19 protein-coding genes and 1 pseudogene are annotated in these 17,738 nt (G+C 70.0%); 11 read left to right on the top strand and 9 right to left on the bottom strand.

The annotated features are described in order from the left end of the window. The 8 genes and pseudogenes from G7B67_RS10535 to G7B67_RS10500 form a co-directional block, all read left to right on the top strand. Nucleotides 1–417 (top strand): annotated as a pseudogene (locus G7B67_RS10535) (hypothetical protein); the annotation flags it as partial. Between the two features lie 116 nt (nt 418–533). After that, nucleotides 534–1,157: a GTP cyclohydrolase I FolE gene (gene folE / locus G7B67_RS10530; RefSeq protein WP_166211987.1), complete on the top strand. Its 624-nt coding sequence runs from the start codon at nt 534–536 to the stop codon at nt 1,155–1,157. 66 nt (nt 1,158–1,223) lie between these two features. After that, nucleotides 1,224–2,339, top strand: coding sequence for an NAD(P)/FAD-dependent oxidoreductase (locus G7B67_RS10525; protein ID WP_207780912.1), 1,116 nt, complete (start codon nt 1,224–1,226; stop codon nt 2,337–2,339). Between the two features lie 73 nt (nt 2,340–2,412). Beyond that, entirely contained in the window at nt 2,413–4,152 is a 1,740-nt protein-coding gene (gene argS, locus G7B67_RS10520; RefSeq protein ID WP_425482437.1) for an arginine--tRNA ligase, read from the top strand. Beyond that, a complete protein-coding gene (locus G7B67_RS10515) occupies nt 4,152–4,898 on the top strand; it encodes an SPOR domain-containing protein (protein WP_166211984.1) in 747 nt (248 codons plus the stop codon). Before argS ends, G7B67_RS10515 begins: the two co-directional genes overlap by 1 nt. A 485-nt stretch (nt 4,899–5,383) precedes the next feature. Further along, nucleotides 5,384–5,779, top strand: a complete 396-nt coding sequence (locus tag G7B67_RS10510) for a hypothetical protein (protein ID WP_166211981.1) — start codon at nt 5,384–5,386, stop codon at nt 5,777–5,779. A gap of 144 nt (nt 5,780–5,923) precedes the next feature. Further along, nucleotides 5,924–6,316, top strand: a complete 393-nt coding sequence (locus G7B67_RS10505) for a hypothetical protein (RefSeq protein ID WP_166211978.1) — start codon at nt 5,924–5,926, stop codon at nt 6,314–6,316. A 75-nt stretch (nt 6,317–6,391) separates the two neighbouring features. Further along, a complete protein-coding gene (locus tag G7B67_RS10500; protein WP_166211975.1) occupies nt 6,392–7,144 on the top strand; it encodes an SDR family NAD(P)-dependent oxidoreductase in 753 nt (250 codons plus the stop codon). 344 nt (nt 7,145–7,488) lie between these two features. Here the strand turns inward: G7B67_RS10500 and G7B67_RS10495 are convergent, their stop codons facing one another. Genes G7B67_RS10495 through G7B67_RS10485 form a run of 3 tightly spaced genes read right to left on the bottom strand, consistent with a single transcriptional unit; the run spans nt 7,489 to nt 10,511 of the window. Continuing rightward, nucleotides 7,489–7,869: a response regulator gene (locus G7B67_RS10495; RefSeq protein ID WP_166211973.1), complete on the bottom strand. Its 381-nt coding sequence runs from the start codon at nt 7,867–7,869 to the stop codon at nt 7,489–7,491. Further along, nucleotides 7,866–9,302, bottom strand: coding sequence for a sensor histidine kinase (locus G7B67_RS10490; protein ID WP_166211971.1), 1,437 nt, complete (start codon nt 9,300–9,302; stop codon nt 7,866–7,868). The genes G7B67_RS10495 and G7B67_RS10490 overlap by 4 nt, the downstream gene beginning before the upstream one ends. 60 nt (nt 9,303–9,362) lie before the next feature. Further along, on the bottom strand, nt 9,363–10,511 hold the full coding sequence (locus G7B67_RS10485) for a PA0069 family radical SAM protein (RefSeq protein WP_166211968.1): 1,149 nt from the start codon (nt 10,509–10,511) through the stop codon (nt 9,363–9,365). Between the two features lie 56 nt (nt 10,512–10,567). Here G7B67_RS10485 and cls point away from each other — a divergent pair, with 56 nt between their 5' ends. The 3 genes from cls to G7B67_RS10470 all read left to right on the top strand — a co-directional run bounded on the left by cls (nt 10,568) and on the right by G7B67_RS10470 (nt 13,244). After that, nucleotides 10,568–12,010, top strand: coding sequence for a cardiolipin synthase (cls, locus tag G7B67_RS10480; protein ID WP_166211966.1), 1,443 nt, complete (start codon nt 10,568–10,570; stop codon nt 12,008–12,010). Nucleotides 12,011–12,149: 139 nt separating this feature from the next. Further along, nucleotides 12,150–12,452 (top strand): hypothetical protein, encoded by a 303-nt coding sequence (locus tag G7B67_RS10475; RefSeq protein ID WP_166211964.1) that lies wholly within the window; start codon nt 12,150–12,152, stop codon nt 12,450–12,452. 39 nt (nt 12,453–12,491) lie between these two features. Next, the gene (locus G7B67_RS10470) at nt 12,492–13,244 is read left to right on the top strand and encodes a pyridoxine 5'-phosphate synthase (RefSeq protein ID WP_166211961.1); all 753 of its coding nucleotides are present in this window, start codon (nt 12,492–12,494) and stop codon (nt 13,242–13,244) included. A gap of 237 nt (nt 13,245–13,481) precedes the next feature. On the opposite strand, the gene G7B67_RS10465 is transcribed toward G7B67_RS10470, so the two are convergent. The 6 genes from G7B67_RS10465 to G7B67_RS10440 form a co-directional block, all read right to left on the bottom strand. After that, complete coding sequence (locus tag G7B67_RS10465) at nt 13,482–13,871, bottom strand: ExbD/TolR family protein (protein WP_166211958.1); 390 nt, start codon at nt 13,869–13,871, stop codon at nt 13,482–13,484. A gap of 148 nt (nt 13,872–14,019) precedes the next feature. After that, nucleotides 14,020–14,439: an ExbD/TolR family protein gene (locus G7B67_RS10460; RefSeq protein ID WP_166211955.1), complete on the bottom strand. Its 420-nt coding sequence runs from the start codon at nt 14,437–14,439 to the stop codon at nt 14,020–14,022. Nucleotides 14,440–14,451: 12 nt separating this feature from the next. Next, nucleotides 14,452–14,874, bottom strand: coding sequence for an ExbD/TolR family protein (locus tag G7B67_RS10455; protein ID WP_166211952.1), 423 nt, complete (start codon nt 14,872–14,874; stop codon nt 14,452–14,454). Nucleotides 14,875–14,970: 96 nt separating this feature from the next. Next, entirely contained in the window at nt 14,971–15,744 is a 774-nt protein-coding gene (locus G7B67_RS10450) for a MotA/TolQ/ExbB proton channel family protein (RefSeq protein ID WP_166211949.1), read from the bottom strand. A 58-nt stretch (nt 15,745–15,802) separates the two neighbouring features. Next, a complete protein-coding gene (locus G7B67_RS13525; protein WP_166211946.1) occupies nt 15,803–16,450 on the bottom strand; it encodes a TonB family protein in 648 nt (215 codons plus the stop codon). A gap of 151 nt (nt 16,451–16,601) precedes the next feature. Further along, nucleotides 16,602–17,711, bottom strand: a complete 1,110-nt coding sequence (locus tag G7B67_RS10440) for a tetratricopeptide repeat protein (protein WP_166211943.1) — start codon at nt 17,709–17,711, stop codon at nt 16,602–16,604. Nucleotides 17,712–17,738 lie beyond the last annotated feature (27 nt).

Here is a 17,738-nt window from a genome sequence, read left to right as displayed (position 1 = left end):
GGCGCTGCCGGTGCCGCGCTCGGCGCGGTGGTCGCCGGTCCGGTGGGGCTGGCGGTCGGTGCCGCAGCGGGCGGCGCGCTCGGTGCGGTGGCCGGCAATCGCGCCAGCGAGGCGCTCGATGGGCGCCGCGACCTGGGCCATTTCCAGCAGATCTTCCGCACCATGCCCTATTACGTGGCCGGCCATGACTGGCACGACTACGCGCCCGCCTACCGCTACGGCCTGCAGGCCTACGAACACAGCGGCGGCCGCCCGCTGGCGGAGCTGGAATCGCAACTGCAGGGCGGCTGGGAGGCGGCCAACCACTTCGGCTCGCGGCTGGACTGGCCGCAGGCGCAGCCGGCGGTGGCCCATGCCTGGCAATCGCTGGACCAGGCCCAGCGCCGGCAGCCCAGGACCCCCGCCGCCGTGTTCTGAGCCGCGGTGCCGGGTCGCGGCGCCGCGCCTTGGCAGGCAGCTTTGCACAGTCGGGACGGGCGCCCGTCCGTGGCGCTGCAGTAGGATGCCCGCCCGCCCTCTGGACCGACGCTGCCATGCGCGACCTGCCGCCCACGCCCGAGTCCGCCCCGCCCGAGGTCAATGGCGTCAGCCGCGAGGCGGCCGAAGACGCCGTGCGCACCCTGCTGCGCTGGTCGGGCGAGGATCCGGCCCGCGAAGGCCTGCTCGATACCCCCGGGCGCGTCGCCCGTGCCTACCGCGACTGGTTCAGCGGCTACCGCGAGGAGCCGCGCGAGTACCTTGCCCGCACCTTCAAGGAAGTCGCCGGCTACGACGAGCTGATCGTGCTGCGCGACATCGAGTTCGAAAGCCATTGCGAGCACCACATGGCGCCGATCATCGGCAAGGCGCACGTGGGCTACCTGCCCGACGGCAAGGTGGTGGGCATCAGCAAGCTCGCCCGCGTTGTGGACGCCTACGCGCGCCGCTTCCAGGTGCAGGAGAAGATGACCGCGCAGATCGCCGACTGCATCGCCGACGTGCTGCAGCCGCGCGGGGTGGGGGTCGTGGTGGTGGCCACGCACGAGTGCATGACCACCCGCGGCGTGCACAAGCGTGGCGTCAGCATGGTGACCTCGAAGATGCTCGGCAGCTTCCGCGAGGACGCGCGCACGCGGGCCGAATTCCTGCAGTTCATCGACGTCGGCCCCGGCCGCTGACGTCGGCGGCACGCACCCGCTCCGCCATCACGCGCGGTCGCCGCGGCGCTGCCGATACTGCGCGGCGTGCCGATACCCCGATCCCCGCTGCAGGCAGGCCGGTCGCGCGAAGCCGCTGGGGCGGACACCCTGGACGGCGACGACCGCGCCGCGGAGCGCACCGCGCCCGATCCACGCACGCCCGACGACGGCGCCCCCGGCGACAGTGCCCGCGCTGGCGCACAAGCCCACGCTGGCGATGATGCCCAGGCCCACGCCCGCAACCACCGCGCGCGCCACGACTGCCTGATCGTCGGCGCCGGTCCCGCCGGCCTGACGGCGGCGACCTACCTGGCCCGCTTCCGCCGCGACATCGTCGTCGTCGACGCCGGTCGCAGCCGCGCGCGCTGGATCCCGCGCAGCCACAACGTGCCGGGCTTTCCCCTCGGCGTCGCCGGGCCGACGCTGCTGGAGCGCTTGCGCACGCAGGCCGGCGAATACGGCGTCGACATCGTCGCCGGCCGCATCGGCCGGCTCGAGCGCGCGGACGGCGCGTTCGTCGCCACCGCCGAGGACGGGCGCAGCTGGCACGCGCGCACGGTCATCCTGGCCAGCGGCATCGTCGACGTCATGCCCGCGATGCCTGGGCTGGAGGACGCCATCGACCGCCACGTCGTGCGCCTGTGCGCGGTCTGCGATGCCTACGAAGCCCGCGACGAACGCATCGCGGTGTATGCACCGGTCGAGGAGGGCATCGCGCACGCGCTGTTCCTGCGCACGTTCTCCCCGCGGGTAGCGGTGGTGCGCTCGGAACCCGGCGAACCGTCGCCCGCGGCTGCACAAGCCGCGCGCGATGCCGGCATCGCCTTGTGGCCGCCCTCGGTGTCCCTGCACCACGACGGCGAGTGCTGCGTCTTCATCTTCCACCACGGCCGCGTGCAACGCTTCGACACCGTGTATCCGGTGCTCGGTGGCGACGCCCAGTCGCAACTGGCGGCCGGCCTGGGCGCGCGCATGGACGACAACCGCGAGCTCGTGGTCGACGCCCACCAGCAGACCAGCGTCGAGGGCCTGTACGCGATCGGCGACGTGGTCAGCGCGCTCAACCAGATCAGCGTCGGCGTCGGCCACGCGGCGATCGCCGCCAGCGACATCCACCAGCGCCTGCCGCGGAATTTCCGCGACGCGACCGTCGCCGGGTGATGCCCGCAGCGGCGATCCCGGCACGGCCGTCGCGTACAATGGCCGCTGTTTTTCCGCCAAGAATCGCCCGCTCGTGGCCCTTGCTCCCGCCTCGCTCCGCCTCCGCATCGCCGGCCTGATCGAACGGGGCGTGGACGCCCTGCGCGCGCAGGGCGTGCTGCCGTCCGACCTGCCGGCGCCGGCATTCACCGTTGAGCGCCCGAAGGACCGCAGCCATGGCGATTTTTCCACCAACGTCGCGATGCTGCTGGCCAAGCCGCTGTCCGCCGCCGGCACCAAGGCCAACCCGCGCACCATCGCGCAGGCGCTGATCGATGCGCTGCCCGGCAACGATGAACTCGCCGCGGTCGAGATCGCCGGGCCCGGCTTCCTCAACTTCCGCCTGGCGCCGCTGGCCTGGCAACGGCAGCTGCGCGCGATCCATGCCGAAGGCTCGGCTTACGGCCGCAACGCGTCCGGCGCCGGCCACCGCGCCGGGGTCGAATACGTCTCGGCCAATCCCACCGGCCCGCTGCATGTCGGCCACGGCCGCGCGGCGGTGATCGGCGACTGCATCGCACGCGTGCTCGCCGCCAACGGCTGGGACGTGGTGCGCGAGTTCTACTACAACGACGCCGGCGCGCAGATCGACAACCTCGCCCGGTCCGTCCAGGCGCGCGCGCTGGGCAGGACGCCCGACGATGCCGGCTGGCCGGAGGACGGCTATCGCGGCGAGTACATCGTCGATGTCGCCCAGGCTTACCTGCGCGGGGAGACGGTTGCCTTCGAGGACCACGCCGTGACCGGCGCCCGAGACCCGCAAGACCTGGACGCGATCTGCGCGTTCGCGGTCGCGTGGCTGCGGCGCGAGCAGAACGCCGACCTGGCCGCCTACGGCGTCGCCTTCGACGTGTATTTCCTGGAGTCCTCGCTGTACGCCGACCACAAGGTCGAGGAGACCGTGCGCGAGCTCATCGCCCACGGCCACACCTACGAGGACGGCGGCGCGCTGTGGCTGCGCACCACCGACTTCGGCGACGACAAGGACCGCGTCATGCGCAAGTCCGACGGCAGCTACACCTACTTCGTGCCGGACATCGCGTACCACCTGAGCAAATGGCAGCGCGGCTACGAGCGCGCGATCACCGAGCTGGGCGCCGACCACCATGGCTCGCTCAAGCGCGTGCACGCCGGACTGCAGGCGCTGGACGCCGGCATCCCCGAAGGCTGGCCGGAATACGTGCTGCACCAGATGGTGACGGTGATGCGCGGCGGCGAGGAAGTGAAGCTGTCCAAGCGCGCCGGCAGCTACCTCACCCTGCGCGACCTGGTGGACGAAGCCGGGCGCGATGCAACGCGCTGGTTCCTGCTCGCGCGCAAGCCCGACTCGCAACTGACCTTCGACATCGACCTGGCGCGCTCGCAGTCGCTCGACAACCCGGTCTATTACGTGCAGCTTTCGCACGCGCGCATCTGCGGGCTGTGGCGGCAACTGCGCGAGCGCGGCCTGGCGTTCGATGCCGACAACGGCCTGGCGCAGCCGCTGGAACTGGACGGCGATTCGGTGGCAACCCGCGCCACCCGCCAGCTGCTGGCCGAGCTGGCGCGCTATCCCGACGTGATCGCGGCGGCCGGCGAACACCTCGAGCCGCACCTGCTGACCGCCTACCTGCACGAACTGGCGCAGGCCTTCCAGTCCTATTACAACGACCACCAGTTCCTGGTCGACGACGCCGACCTGCGCGATGGCCGCCTGGCGCTGGCGCAGGCGACCCGGCAGGTGCTGGCCAACGGCCTCGAACTGATTGGCGTCTCGGCGCCGGAGCAAATGTAGTGGCAGCCAAACGCGGCAAATCCCAGGCGCGACGCAACACCGGCCACTCCGCGGGCCTGCCCGGCTGGGCGTGGCTGCTGCTGGGCGTGGTGCTCACCGTCGCGATCGTGCTGCTCGCGCCGAAGTTCATGACGCCCGGCAGCGGCGACGGCTTCTTCCGCCCCAAGCCCAACCCGGACGCCACGCCCGCGGTGGCCAGCGGCGACGAGGACGGCATCGACGGCGATGCGGGCGAGGCGACCGATGCCGCCGCCGCGTCGAAGCCCAAGGCCAAGCCGCAATACGACTTCTACAAGATGCTGCCCGGCGACGAGGTGCAGATGTCCGACGCCGAGCTCGCCGCCACCGAGCGCGAGGAAGCCGCGCGCAAGGCGGCCGCATCGACCGCCGCCGACCGTTCGGCCGCGGCCGCCGATCCCGACGCGCTCGAGGACAACGACGCCTCGCCCACGGCGAGCCACGCCGGCACCGACGCCGCCGCAGCGACCGCCGCGTCGACAAGGCCACTGCCCGATGCGCCCTACATCCTCCAGGCCGGCGCCTTCGGTGCCTCCGGCGATGCCGAAGCCATCAAGGCCAAGGTCGCGCTGCTCGGCCTTGGCGCGCGGGTCGAGTCGGCGACCATCAACGGCAAGACCGTCTATCGTGTGCGCATGGGGCCCTACACGACCGCGTCGGAACTGGCCGAAGCCAAGCGCAAGCTCGCCGAGGGCGGCCTGCCGGCGATGGCGATCCGCGCCAAATAGGCGAGCGCGCGCGGATGCGTTGCGCGCATGGTCCGCGGCGCAACTGCGGGCCGTGGTCATGGGGTTGATTCGGGTCTGGCGGCGGCCATGCGCAGCCCCGTTGGTAATCCTCGCCCGGTGCACCCGGTCTTATGCCCTCGTCATCCCAGCGAGAGCCGTGATCCAGTGCGTTTGCTCGCTTGGCGTTTGTTGGCAGGGCAAGCGCCTCTCGTCCTTGCTCCTCCGTGCTGCGGCAGACGGCAAAAGCACTGGCTCGGAGCTTGCGCAGGGAAGACCTTTTGCCCCTGCGGAATGACCGCCTCCGACCCACTTCGGCCGAGGGCGTCGCACACGACGCGACGAAATTCGAAACCGGGGCCTGCCGACGCGACGGCTCGTTTGCCGCGCGCATCTGCGCGTCGCCGGGGCGCGTGGCTCGGCCCCGGCACGGTCGCCATCCATGAGACCCGCTGGCGACATGCTTCGCGTCCACCAGGGAACGTCCCATGCCAATCGAAGCCGCCCTCGTCAAACCCGTCGTCGATGCCCTGATGGGCCTGTTCCGCCAGGGCCACGACCTGCAGCTCAAGCACAACGCCGAGGCCGCCCTGCGCGAAGTGATCCGCGAACTGCTGCTGGCCAATCCGGACGAGAACAAGGCGGCGGCTAGGATCGCGATCGCCAAGGCGGCGGGCATCCTGTCCGAGGACGTCGTGCTGGCCGAGGACATGCTCAAGAAGCATCGCGACAACGGCAACAAGGCGCGCACGCGCGGCAAGTCCGCGGTCGGGCGGCCGCGCCGCGGCAGTCGCGAGGGCGCCGGCGAACCAGCGAAGACGGCGGCGATGGCGAAAAAGCCGCCAACACGAAAGCCGGCGAAAAAACCGCCAGCGGCCAATTAGGGGCCAGCGAGGCAACACCTGGTTGCGCCAGTCGCATTCAGCGTGGCCGCCCTGCACCCACGGTCGTCCCGACCACTTCACGGCACTGCGGGCATCGATTAAGGTTCCCATCCTTGCCGCAGCCGCGGCACCCGGAACGTGTCGATGCCGTACACCATGCAGCTGGACCGCGACCGCGGCCTGCTCGACCTGCGCTACCACGGCGTCGTGTCCATCGCCCAGCGCCTGCAGGCGGCCGACGAGGCCGTGCCGCTGCTGCGCGAAAGCGGCGTGCGGCGGATCCTGATCGACCTGATAGGGGCGGTCGCCGCGCCCGATGCGATCGACGACTTCCGCGCGTTCGCCACGCGCATCACCGGCGAGCCGGTGTTCCGGCAGTCGCGAACCGCCTTCATCGCGCCGCCGGTGAACTACACCAACCACCTGATCGAAGTGCTGGTGGATGCGCACCATTACCCGTTCTCGCGCTTCGTCGATCGCGACGCGGCAATCGCGTGGCTGCTCGGCGACGAACCGACCTGCGGCCTGGCGGACTAGCCTGCTGCACGCCACTCATCACACGCTCGCACGCGCTGGCGCAACGTGGCCAGCCCTTTCCGGAATCCGCCGCCCATGATCAAGACCGCGTTCGTCACCGGCGCCACCTCTGGCTTCGGCCTGGCCACCGTGCAGCGTTTCGCCGAGGCAGGCTGGCGCGTCGTCGCCACCGGCCGCCGCGTCGATCGGCTGCAGGCGCTGGCCGACCAGCTTGGGCGCCAGCGGATCCACGTCGCCGCCTTCGACATCCGTGATGCCGATGCGATGCAGGCGGCGCTGGACGCGCGCCCGGACGGCTTCGGCAACATCGACCTGCTGGTCAACAACGCCGGCCTCGCCCAGGGCACGCAGCCGGCGCAGCACGCCAGCCTGGACGACTGGCGCACGATGATCGACACCAACGTCACCGCGCTGGTGACGCTCACCCGTGCGTTGCTGCCCAACCTGATCGCGCGTCGCGGCGGCATCGTCAACGTCAGCTCCACCGCGGCCAACTATCCCTACGCCGGCGGCAACGTGTATGGCGCCAGCAAGGCCTTCGTCAGCCAGTTCTCGCTGGGCCTGCGCGCGGACCTGCATGGCACCGGCGTGCGCGTGACCACGCTGGAACCGGGCATGGCCGAAACCGAATTCACGCTCGTGCGCACCCACGGCGACCAGGCCGCGTCGGACGCGCTGTACCGCGGCGCACAGCCGATGACGGCGGCCGACATCGCCGACACGATCTACTGGATCGCGACCCTGCCCAGCCACCTCAACGTCAATCGGCTGGAGATCATGCCGGTGAGCCAGTCGTTCGCCGGTTTCCAGGTGCATCGGGAAGCGTGATCGTTCACGCCTGATGGCCTGCATCGTGCGTGGAGCAGGACACGGCGCCGGGTCGCGCCACGCGCACTGGCGGCCAAAGGCGCTGGATCCTGCTTTCGCAGGGATTAAGAAACCAGTCCTTGATCCAGTGGTCGATCCGGTCGTTGATCCCGCCGCGGGCGCCGGGTTCCATGCTCGCGGGACGACACGGCGCGCCACATCCCGCAGGCAGGACCGACGCACGCATCAGATCTGGTCGTTGCCGTCAGTACGGACCGGATCCGGGCGCGACGATGCTGTGCAACCGGCATTCACTGCGACGGCGGCGGCGTGCGCGGACCGCTCTTGGTGAAGACGTCGCCGGCTCAGGACGCGCGCGAGGTCGGCGTCGCCAACACGGTGCGAAGCATCGTCCCCAGCGCGGCCGGATCGTAGGGTTTCTGCAGGATCGGGAAATCGCGGTATTCGCCCGGAAGGCCGCGCTCGCCATACCCGGAGGCGAACATGAAAGGCACGCCACGTTCGCGCAGTTCGTCGGCGACCGGGAACACTTCCGTCCCGGCGACGTTGACATCCAGGATGGCGGCATCGATCGGCTCGCCCTGCGCCATGCGCAGCGCCGCGGGCACGCGTGCGGCCTTGATGACTTCGTAGCCGGCGTCCTCGAGCAGGTCCTGCAGCATCATCGCCAGGCAGGCCTCGTCTTCGACCAGCAGGACCCGGCGCTGGGAGTTGTCGGTCGTCACGGCGCGGCCTCGGACAGTGGGACGTCGATCCGGCAGCTTACCCCTGTTTCCGCGTACTCCAACACGGCTTCCCCATTCAGCTCGTAGGCCAGGCCTTCGGTGATCAGGCGAGTGCCGAAGCCGCGGCGGGTCGCGCCCTGCACCGGTGGCCCACCCGATTCCACCCAGTGCAACTGCAGGCGGTCGCGGCGCCCCTCGGCGCGAAGTTGCCAGCGGACATCGATCCGGCCGCTGCCGGTGCTCAACGCGCCGTACTTGCTGGCATTGGTCGCCAGTTCGTGGATCGCCATGCTCAGGGCCAACGCGAGCTTCGGCGACAGCAGCACTTCCTCGCCTTCGATATGCACGCGTTCGCCGCTGGCAGGGTCCTCGCGCTGGTAGGGCGCCAGTTCGCTGGCGACGATGTCGCGCAGGCGGGCGCCGGTCCAGGCGTCGGCCGCAAGCAGGTTATGGGTGTTGGACAGCGCCAGCAGCCGTGCGCTGAAGGCGGTCTTGAACGCCTGCAGGTCCGGCGCCTTGGCCAGCGTCTGCATGGCGATCGCCTGCACCGTGGCCAGGGTGTTCTTCACCCGGTGGTTGAGCTCGTCGAGCATCAGTTCCACGTGCTGCATCGCCAGCTTCTGCTGGGTGATGTCGAGCACGGCGGAGATCAGATGTTGTGGGCGCCGATCGCTGTCGAGCATCGCGTTGATGCTGTGGCGGGTCCAGACCACGCCACCGTCGGGGCGCAGGAAGCGCACGTCGATTTCGAAATGCGTACGTTCGGTCAGCGCCTGGCGCACGACCTCGAGGACCTGCCCGACGTCGTCGGGATGGATGATGTCCTGCACCCGCATCCGGTACAGCTCGCGCGCGGTGCGGCCGACGAAGTGCGCGAAGCGTGGATTGACCAGTTCGAAGCGGCCGCGGAAATCGGTCTGCGCCAGGCCCATCGACGTCTGTTCCAGGATGGCGTTCAGCCGCATCTCGCTCTGGCGCAGCGCCCGCTCCACGGCCCGTCGCTGGCTGATGTCGCGGGCGATCACCGAGGCCGACAGCAGTCGTCCCGACGCGTCGCGGACCAGCGACGGCACCAGGTCGATCCCGATCGCGCGGCCGTCGCGATGTTGCCAGGTGGTCTCGATGCGTTGCGTTTCCGCACTGCCGGTGCATGCGGCCAGCAGCGCCGGCCACTGATCCTCGGCGCCCAGCGGCAGCAGCAGCGACAGCGACTGGCCCAGCATCTGCTCGGCTGCGTAGCCGAGCACGCGTTCGGCGCCTGCATTCCAGAAGGTGATTGTGCCTTGCGGGCGGTAGGCGATGATCGCGTCGCCGGATTGTTCGACGATCGCCGCCAGTTGCTCGCAACGGGCCTGGTGGTCGGCAGGGGAATCGGGGACGGCGGGATCCGGCATCGGCAGGCCGTGCGCAAGGCAGGGGCGGATTATCGTCATGGCCGCATGAAAACGGCCCTCACCGCCGACGGCGGCCACGGCGACACCGATGGCGTGGGGTCAGAACAACTGGCCTTGCGGCGACGGCTTCCCGGGAGCGACGAACGTCGTCGCATCCAGCGCCGGCATCCGCGCGAAGCCCAGCCGCGCATGCGCCTTTGCGAAGCGCTGCGCGAGCAGCTGCGCGAATGGGCCTTCGCCCCGGCCGCGGAGGCCGAAGCGGCTGTCGTAATCCTTGCCCCCGCGCATCTGCTGCACGAGGCTCATCACGTGCGCGGCGCGATCGTGGTAGTGCAACTGCAGCCACTCGCGCCACAGTTCCTTCAATTCGTGCGGCAGCCGCAGCAGGGTGTAGCCGGCGGCGCGCGCGCCGTGCTCGCGCGCGGCCTGCAGGATGTGCTCGAGTTCGCGGTCGGTGATCATCGGCACCACCGGCGCCACCATCACCCCCACGGGCACGCCGGCCTCGCCGAGTGCGCGCATCGCACGCAGCTTGCCGTGGGGGGCGGTCGCGCGTGGCTCCATCTTCGACGCCAGGTGGTTGTCCAGCGTGGTGATCGAAAAATACACATGCACCAAGTTGTCGCGCGCCAGCTGCGCGAGCAGGTCGATGTCGCGCGTGATCAGCCCACTCTTGGTGACGAAGCTCAGCGGATGCCGGTGCGCGACGAACATTTCCAGCAGTTCGCGGGTGAGCCCGTAGCGGCGTTCGATCGGCTGGTAGGCATCGGTGTTGATCCCCAGCGCGATCGGCGAAGGCCGGTAGGATGGCTTCGACCATTCCTCGCGCAGGCGCTCGGCGGCGTTGGTCTTGGCGTACAGCCGGGTTTCGAAATCCAGCCCCGGCGACAGATCGAGGTAGGCGTGCGACGGCCGCGCGAAGCAATACACGCAGCCGTGCTCGCAGCCGCGATAGGGATTGATCGACTGGTCGAAGCCGACGTCGGGCGAGTGGTTGCGGCTGACGATCGAGCGCGCGCGCTCCTCGGTGACGCGGGTGTCCGGATGCGACGCGACCGCCTCGCTGCTGTCGTCCGGCGCATTGGCGTACAGCGAGCCCCAGCCGTCGTCCTCGCCGTGGGCGATGGTCTTCTCGAAGCGGCCGGGGATCCGCGAGGCGGCGCCGCGGCCCTTGATCGGCGTGCGCGGGCGGTCCGCATCCGGTCGCCCGGGCGGCGCGCGGCGGGCCCGATCGCGTGCATCGTTCACCGCGACAGCCTACGCTGGGCGCGTCGCAGGCCCCGCGACAGGCCGCTGAACCCTTCATGTTCGATGCGCTGCACGTCGCCTGGTCGTGGCTCCACCAGTTCCATCATTTCGCATTCGCGCTGACCCTGGGCTGGGCGGTGTACCTGGTGTGGCTGGGCGGCTGGATCGTGCTGCAGAAGCGCGCGCCGGCGGCGACCCTGAGCTGGTTGTTCGGGCTGGCATTGCTGCCGTACGTCGGCTTCCTGGTCTACTACGTGTTCGGGCCGCAGCGCATCCATCGCCAGCGGCTACGGCGCGCACGCAGTCGCGCCGCACTGCCGGACACGGTGGCGGACGACATCGACGCCGACGCGGCGGAACTGGCCCGGCTGGCACAGGCGACGACCGGCCTGCGGGCCACGACCGCGACCCGGGTCGACCTGCTGGTGGATGGCGCGGCAACGTTCGATGCGTTGCTCGAGGCGATCGCCGGCGCGCGCTACCACGTGCACCTGGAGTACTACATCTTCTCGCCCGACCGGACCGGCACCGCCGTGCGTGACGCGCTGGTCGAGTGCGCGCGGCGCGGGGTCGCGGTGCGGCTGCTGCTCGATGCGGTCGGCTCGTCGCATTGTCCCAACCGCTTCTTCGCGCCCCTGCTCGCGGCCGGTGGCGAGTTGGCGTGGTTCCACCCGATGCGGCTGCGGTTCTGGAAGCGGCCGTGGCTGAACCTGCGTACCCATCGCAAGATCGTGGTGGTCGACGGCCGGGTCGCCTTCACCGGCGGCATCAACGTCACCGACGACGAAAACGAACGCGTGCGCGCCGATGCCTACCGCGACCTGCACCTGCGACTGGCCGGCGACGTGGTGCGACCGCTGCAGCTGGTGTTCGCGGAGGACTGGGCGTACGCGACCGGCCGCCGCGACTTCATCGCCTCGGTGGTGGCGGTGATGCCGGCGCCACGCGCGGGGACGGTCCGGGCCCAGGTGCTGACCTCGGGGCCGGATTCGCGCTGGGAGGCGATCCATCGGCTGCATGTCGGCGCGATCCATGCCGCGCGCCAGCGGGTGTGGCTGGTAACGCCTTACTTCGTGCCCGGGGGGCCCGGGCTGATGGCGTTGACCTCGGCCGCGCTCGCGGGCCTGGACGTGCGCGTGCTGGTGCCGCGGGTGAGCGACAGCCGGCTGGTGACCTTCGCCGCGCGCTCGTATTTCGACGAGCTGATGGCGGCCGGGGTGAAGGTCTACGAGTACGGGCCGCGGATGCTGCACACCAAGGCGTTGCTGGTCGACGACGAGATGGCGATCGTGGGCAGCGCCAACTTCGACGCGCGCAGCTTCCGATTGAACTTCGAGGTCTCGGTGCTGTTCCGCGACCGCGGCATGGCGACGCGGCTGGCGCAGCGGATCGAGGGTGAGTTCGCGCACGCGCCGCGGGTGCGCGAGCAGCGCCCGCAGGGCCTGTGGCACGCGCGCCTGCCCGAGGCGCTGGCGCGGCTGCTTTCCCCACTGCTGTAACCGGTTCGCCCCACGCGGGCCCGCCGCGTGCGGATGCCATTGCCGCGCGGCGGTCGTACACTGGCGCGCGCGCCGCGATGGCCGCGCTGCGTTGGTCCGAGCCCGCGGCCGGTATGGCCGTCGCCATGAGGAGTCGTCGATGTCCTGGGTGTTCCTGCTGCTTGCGATCGCCGCGCTCGCGGTGGCCTTGAAGACCACCTCGGTGGCGCTGACGCTGGTGTGCCTGCTGGCGGCGCTCGGCCTGTTGCTGGCCTGGGTGCTGGGCCTGCTGGCACAGCGCGTGGGCAGCCGCAGCCGCGACGAAGCGACCATGCTCGACCCGGTCGAACTGCGCCGCCTGCGCGAGCAGGCCGAGGCCCGCCGCGCCGCGGGTGCGGGTGCGGATGCGGCGGCAGCGGATGGCTCGCAGGGCATGTCGACCCCCGATGGCCCGCGGCCTTGAGCGCGCGGGCCTGATTCATCGGGCCGGGGACGGACGGCGATGGCGCTGTTGAGCGTCAATGTCAACAAGGTCGCGGTGCTGCGCAATTCGCGCGGCGGCGCCGCGCCGGACGTGGTACGGGCGGCGACGGTATGCCTGGATGCCGGCGCCGACGGGATCACCGTGCATCCGCGTCCCGACGCGCGCCATGTCCAGGCGCACGACGTGCTCGCGCTCGCGCTGCTGTGCCGCGAGCGCGGCGTCGAGTTCAACCTGGAAGGAAACCCGTTCGCCCCGCCGCGCGAGGGTTACCCGGGCTTCCATGCGTTGTGCGCGCAGGCCCGGCCGGCGCAGGCGACGCTGGTGCCCGACGGCGACGCGCAGCTCACCTCCGACCATGGCTTCGACTTCAACCGTGACCGTGATGCGCTGCGTCCGCATGTCGCGGCGCTCAGGTCGCTGGGCTGCCGGGTCAGCGTGTTTGTCAACGCCGGCGATCCCGACGTGGCCCAGGCGGCCGCGGTCGGGGCCGATCGGGTCGAGCTCTACACCGGCCCGTTTGCCGAAGCCTATGCCGCCGGCGAGCCCGCGTCGGCCCTGGCCGCGTGCGCCGACAGCGCCCGTCGCGCGCAGGCGGCAGGCCTCGGTGTCAATGCCGGCCATGACCTGAGCCAGCGCAACCTGGCGGCGTTCCTGGATGCGGTGCCCGCGGTGCAGGAAGTGTCGATCGGCCACGCGTTGATCGACGACGCCCTGTATGCCGGTTTGGCGGCGGCGGTGCGGGCCTACGTGGAGATCGTGCGGCGCGCCTGACCTGGGAGTGGCGCCGGAGTCGCGGCAACGGACCCCTGGCGTTGTTGGCGGCCGGCGGGATCGCTGCGGCCCTTGGATCCGCGATGGATGGCTGCCCTGCGGCGCACGGTCCGGCGCGCAACCCGGGGCTGGTCGAACGCGCGACGGGCGCGGCCGGCCCGTTGGCTTACTTCTCCACCAATGCCGTCAGGACGCAGGCCGGGCCAGTCGAACGGCCACTCCGTCGCGGTCGACGGGTCAGTGCACTTCACTGCCGATGTTGCGCACGCCGGCATGTTCGGCCGCCGCGAGCGCGCCGACGAAGCCGCGGTAGTCGCCGTCGTCGGCGGTGGCGATCAGCAGCCGCAGGTCCGGGCTGCTGGCCTGCGCCTGGCGCAGCGCCTGGTCGAGTTGCCGGCGGTCCAGGACGCGGCCATCCAGGCGGAAGTCGCCGCGCTGGCCGACCTGCAGCCGAAGTTCGCGCGCCGCCGCGGGCGCCGCGGCCTCGGTCAGGGCCCGTGCCAGCAACGGTGTACCGGCGATCAGCAGCGCCAGCAGCAGCACCATCTCGATCGACAGGGCGCCTGGCGACGTCGCCCGCTGCGCAGGGATCGACTCGCTCCGGCCGGGGGTCATGGCAAGGCGCATCGCGATCCCCTGCACGCGGTCGATTCCGCAGCGGTGGTTATCGCGTCGGTCGCGTGGCGGCCACGTGACGGCCAACGGAAAACGCCGCCCTGGGGCGGCGTTGGGATCCATCCGGAGCAGCAGGCCGGGGGCGGGCCCCCGGAGGCGGCTATTGCTTCTTGACGAAGCCGATCTTCTGCATCTGCGCGTTGCGCGCCGTCGCAAGCACCTTGGCCAGCACGCCGTAGTACGCGTCGTCGTTGGTATCGATCTCCAGCGTCGGCTGGTTGGTCGGGTCGCGCTGGACTTCGGCATCCATCATGTTGCGCAGGGCGGACATCGGGACCGGGCTGTCGTTCCAGAACACCTGGCCGGCCTGGTCGATCCGCAGGCGGATCGGCTCCGGCGGCACCTTGGTTTCCGGTGGCGGATTGAGCACGCGTTGCGGCAAATCGATATCGATCGGGTAGGACAGGATCGGCGCGGTCACCATGAAGATGATCAGCAGCACCAGCATCACGTCGACCAGCGGGGTGACGTTGATGTCGGCCATCGGCGCGCCGGAGGCGGAATTCGAACTGAAAGCCATCGTCGCTGCTCCTTAATGCCGCTCTTTGGTCGCGACGAATCCGACCTTGGCGATGCCCTGCAACTGCGCCGTGTTCACCACGTCGCTGATGATCCGGTACTTCGTGGTCTCATCGCCGCGGATGTTGACTTCGGGTTGCGGCGTCGCCTGCGCGGCCACCGACAGCTGGCTTTCCAGCTGGTCGTGGGTGACCGGCGCGTCGTTCCAGTACAGCGAGCCGTCCTCGGTCACGGTGACCGTGACCGGCGGCGCCGGCGGGACTTTGTCGGGGCGGTGCTCGAGGTTGGCCTTGGGCAGCTCGACCTTGATCTTGTGCGACATCAACGGCGCCGTGATCATGAAGATGATGAGCAGGACCAGCATCACGTCCACGAGGGGCGTGACATTGATCTCCGACATCGGTGCGCCGCTCTGGGTGCCACTGCTGAAGGCCATGGGGCCGGACTCCGGATTGCTGGATCGACGTTGCTTGCGACGCGTGTTGCCACGCTTGCCCCAGGCGCCGCCTGGCGCCCGGTGGCGGCACGGGACTTAGTGCTTGGCCGGAATCTCGCCCACGCGGGCGCCGGTGGCGAAGAAGTCGTGCAGGTCGTGCGCGAAGGTGTCGAACTGGTTGTAGGTGACGCGGTTCAGGCGCACGAAGAAGTTGTAACCCAGCACCGCCGGGATCGCGGTGAACAGACCGATCGCGGTCATGATCAGCGCTTCGCCGACGGGGCCGGCAACGGCATCGATCGAGGCCTGGCCGGTGGCGCCGATGCGGATCAGGGCGCCGTAGATGCCCCACACCGTACCCAGCAGACCGACGAACGGGGCGGTCGAACCGACCGTCGCCAGCACCGTCAGGCCCGACTCCAGCCGCATCGACTCGCGGGTCACGGCCTGGCGCAGGGCGCGGTCGACGAACTCCGAGCGGTTCAGCGACTCGACCAGGCGCGAGCCTTCGTGGCGCTGGTGGTGCGCGGCGGCCTGGGCGGCATCGAGCGCGATCTTGGAGAACGGCTCGCGACGCGGCTGCTCTTCCATGTAGCGGATCGCGTCCTGCGCGTTCGTGGTTTCCCAGAATGTGCCGACCACGCGGTCCGCGCTGCGGCGCAGGGCGATGTTCTTGAACAGGTTGATGACGATCCAGTAGATCGACATCGCCGACATGATCACCAGGGTCAGCAGCACGGCCCACTGGACCGCGTAGCTGCCCGGATCACTGAGCATGGCTTCGAACAGATGGCCGACACCCATCTGGGTCAGGGCGGTGGCGGCGTTGCCCCCAGTCGCAGCGGCGGCGTTAGTGGTTTCCTGCAGCATGACGCTTACCTTTATGTAGTGGGTGTGTGAGCTTGGTTACTGACGATGGACCGCACGGTTACCCGTTGAGACTGAACGTGAAGGGCAGGATTCCATCGCCTGCGGCTCCTGGACACAATTTCACCGCCCGTGCCCAGTTCTGGGCGGCACGATCTAGATCGCGGTTACGGCTGCTCTTGGCAACATTGACATCCGTCACCCTGCCGTCGGCGGTGAAGGTCAGATGCAGTGACAGGTCCGCCGATGTGGAGCCGGACTTGTTCAACGCGATGATCAACGGCGCCATCGACGGCTTGGAGCAGATGCTCGCGCGCAGGTCGCTGGTGTTGCGTTGCGGAACCTGTGGCGCGGGCGGTGCCGGCGGCGCGGGCGGTGCCGGCGGCAGCGACATCGGCGTCGGCGTATCGAGCACCACCGGCGGTTCCGGCGGCGGCGGCAGCTGGGTCGGCTTGGGCGGCGTCGGCGTCGGCGTCAGCTTGATTTCCTTCGGCTTTTCCTTCGGCGGCGGCGGCGGCGGCGGCGGCGGCGGCGGCGGCTCGATGATGACGACGCGGGTGGCGTCCTCGTCGGATTTTTCCACGCCCGGCGGAGTGATCGGCGCCAGCAGCAACATCAGCGCCGCCGCGTGGACGGCGATCGCGAAAGTCATGCCGGCGATGCGCGGCCAGTTCAAGCCGTCATTGTCGTTCTTGTCGAGCGTCGGCAAGCGTTGCGTCATTCGTGGGGAGCTCGGGTGTGGCCGGGCGCCCTCGCGCCACGGATGATGTCAAACCGCGGCCATTACCGGCCGCGGAACCTCCAATCGTATACCAATCAGGCGCGGCTGTACCAACCGCGCCAGGACCCCGTGACCGGGGTCACTTGCTGCCGGCGAGCTTCCGGGCTTCGGCCTGGTTTGCCACGCCCTTGGCCAGGGCCTGCTGCGCGGCCTGCCGGGCATCGGCCATGCGGCCTTCGTTGAAATAGACCCGCGCCAGGTTCAGTGCCGCCTCGCCATCGGTGCCTGCCGCCGCCGCGCGCTTGTACATGTCGATCGCGGTCTGGCTGTCGCCGCCGGCGTAGGCATTCTGGGCGAGCACCGAGTACGCATTGGCCAGGTCTTGGGACGGCTTCAGCACACCCTTGGCCAACCCCTCGTCGATCACCGCCACCGCCTCCTTGGGCTTGTCGCTGTTGATGTAGGCAACGTAGAGCGCGCGGTACTGGTTGGCATCGGTCAGCATCTGCTTGTCGCGTGCCTGGGCAAGCAGCGCGTTGGCCTTGGCGGCGTCGCCGGCCTGCTGGTAGGACGCGGCGGCGTTGATCAGCGCCTTGGCGTCCGTCGGGTTCTTGGCCATCTGCTTTTCGTAGATCGCCGCCGCTTCCAGCGGGCGATCCAGCTGTCCGAGCAGCACCGCCTTGAGGTCCAGGTACTGGGGCTCCTCGCTCTTGGTCTCGGTGAGCATGCGATTGAGGGTCGCCAGGGCATCGGCCGGGTGCTTGGTCTGGTACTGCGCCAGCGCCAGGTTGTACATCACCTGGTAGTGCTCGTCGTTGGCCAGGCCGTTGGTCTCCAGCGCCTGCTTGAACATGGCGATGGCCTTGTCGTTGTCGCCACTCTCCGACGCCGCCACGCCCGCCAGCTGGTAGGCGAAGGACTGCTCGTAGGCGTTCTTGGCCGTTGCCGCAAACGCCTCGGCCTGCTGGATCGCCTCGGGATAATTCTTTGCCTGCTCGAGCGCGAAGATCGCGTTGAGCGCCTTGCCGCCGGCCGCGGTGGCGGTCAGGCCCGGCGACTTGCGGGTGGCGGCGGGAAACTTCGCAGGCGCCTCCTTCTCGCTGGCCTCGGTGGTCTTGTGCTTGCGCGAGCGATGGATGACCGAGCCACCGTCATCGGTGAACTGCGCCCACGCACTGGTGGCGACCAGGGACAGGGACAGCGCAAGCAGCGCGGCGCGAAGGGGTGACTTGGAGGGGGAAATATTCACGATTGATCCCGGGCCTGGCGGCGGCGG

The sequence above is a fragment of the Cognatiluteimonas telluris genome, from assembly GCF_011320095.1.
In the GTDB taxonomy this organism is placed as follows: Bacteria; Pseudomonadota; Gammaproteobacteria; order Xanthomonadales; family Xanthomonadaceae; genus Cognatiluteimonas; species Cognatiluteimonas telluris.
This window is presented reverse-complemented; position numbering and strand designations above follow the sequence as displayed.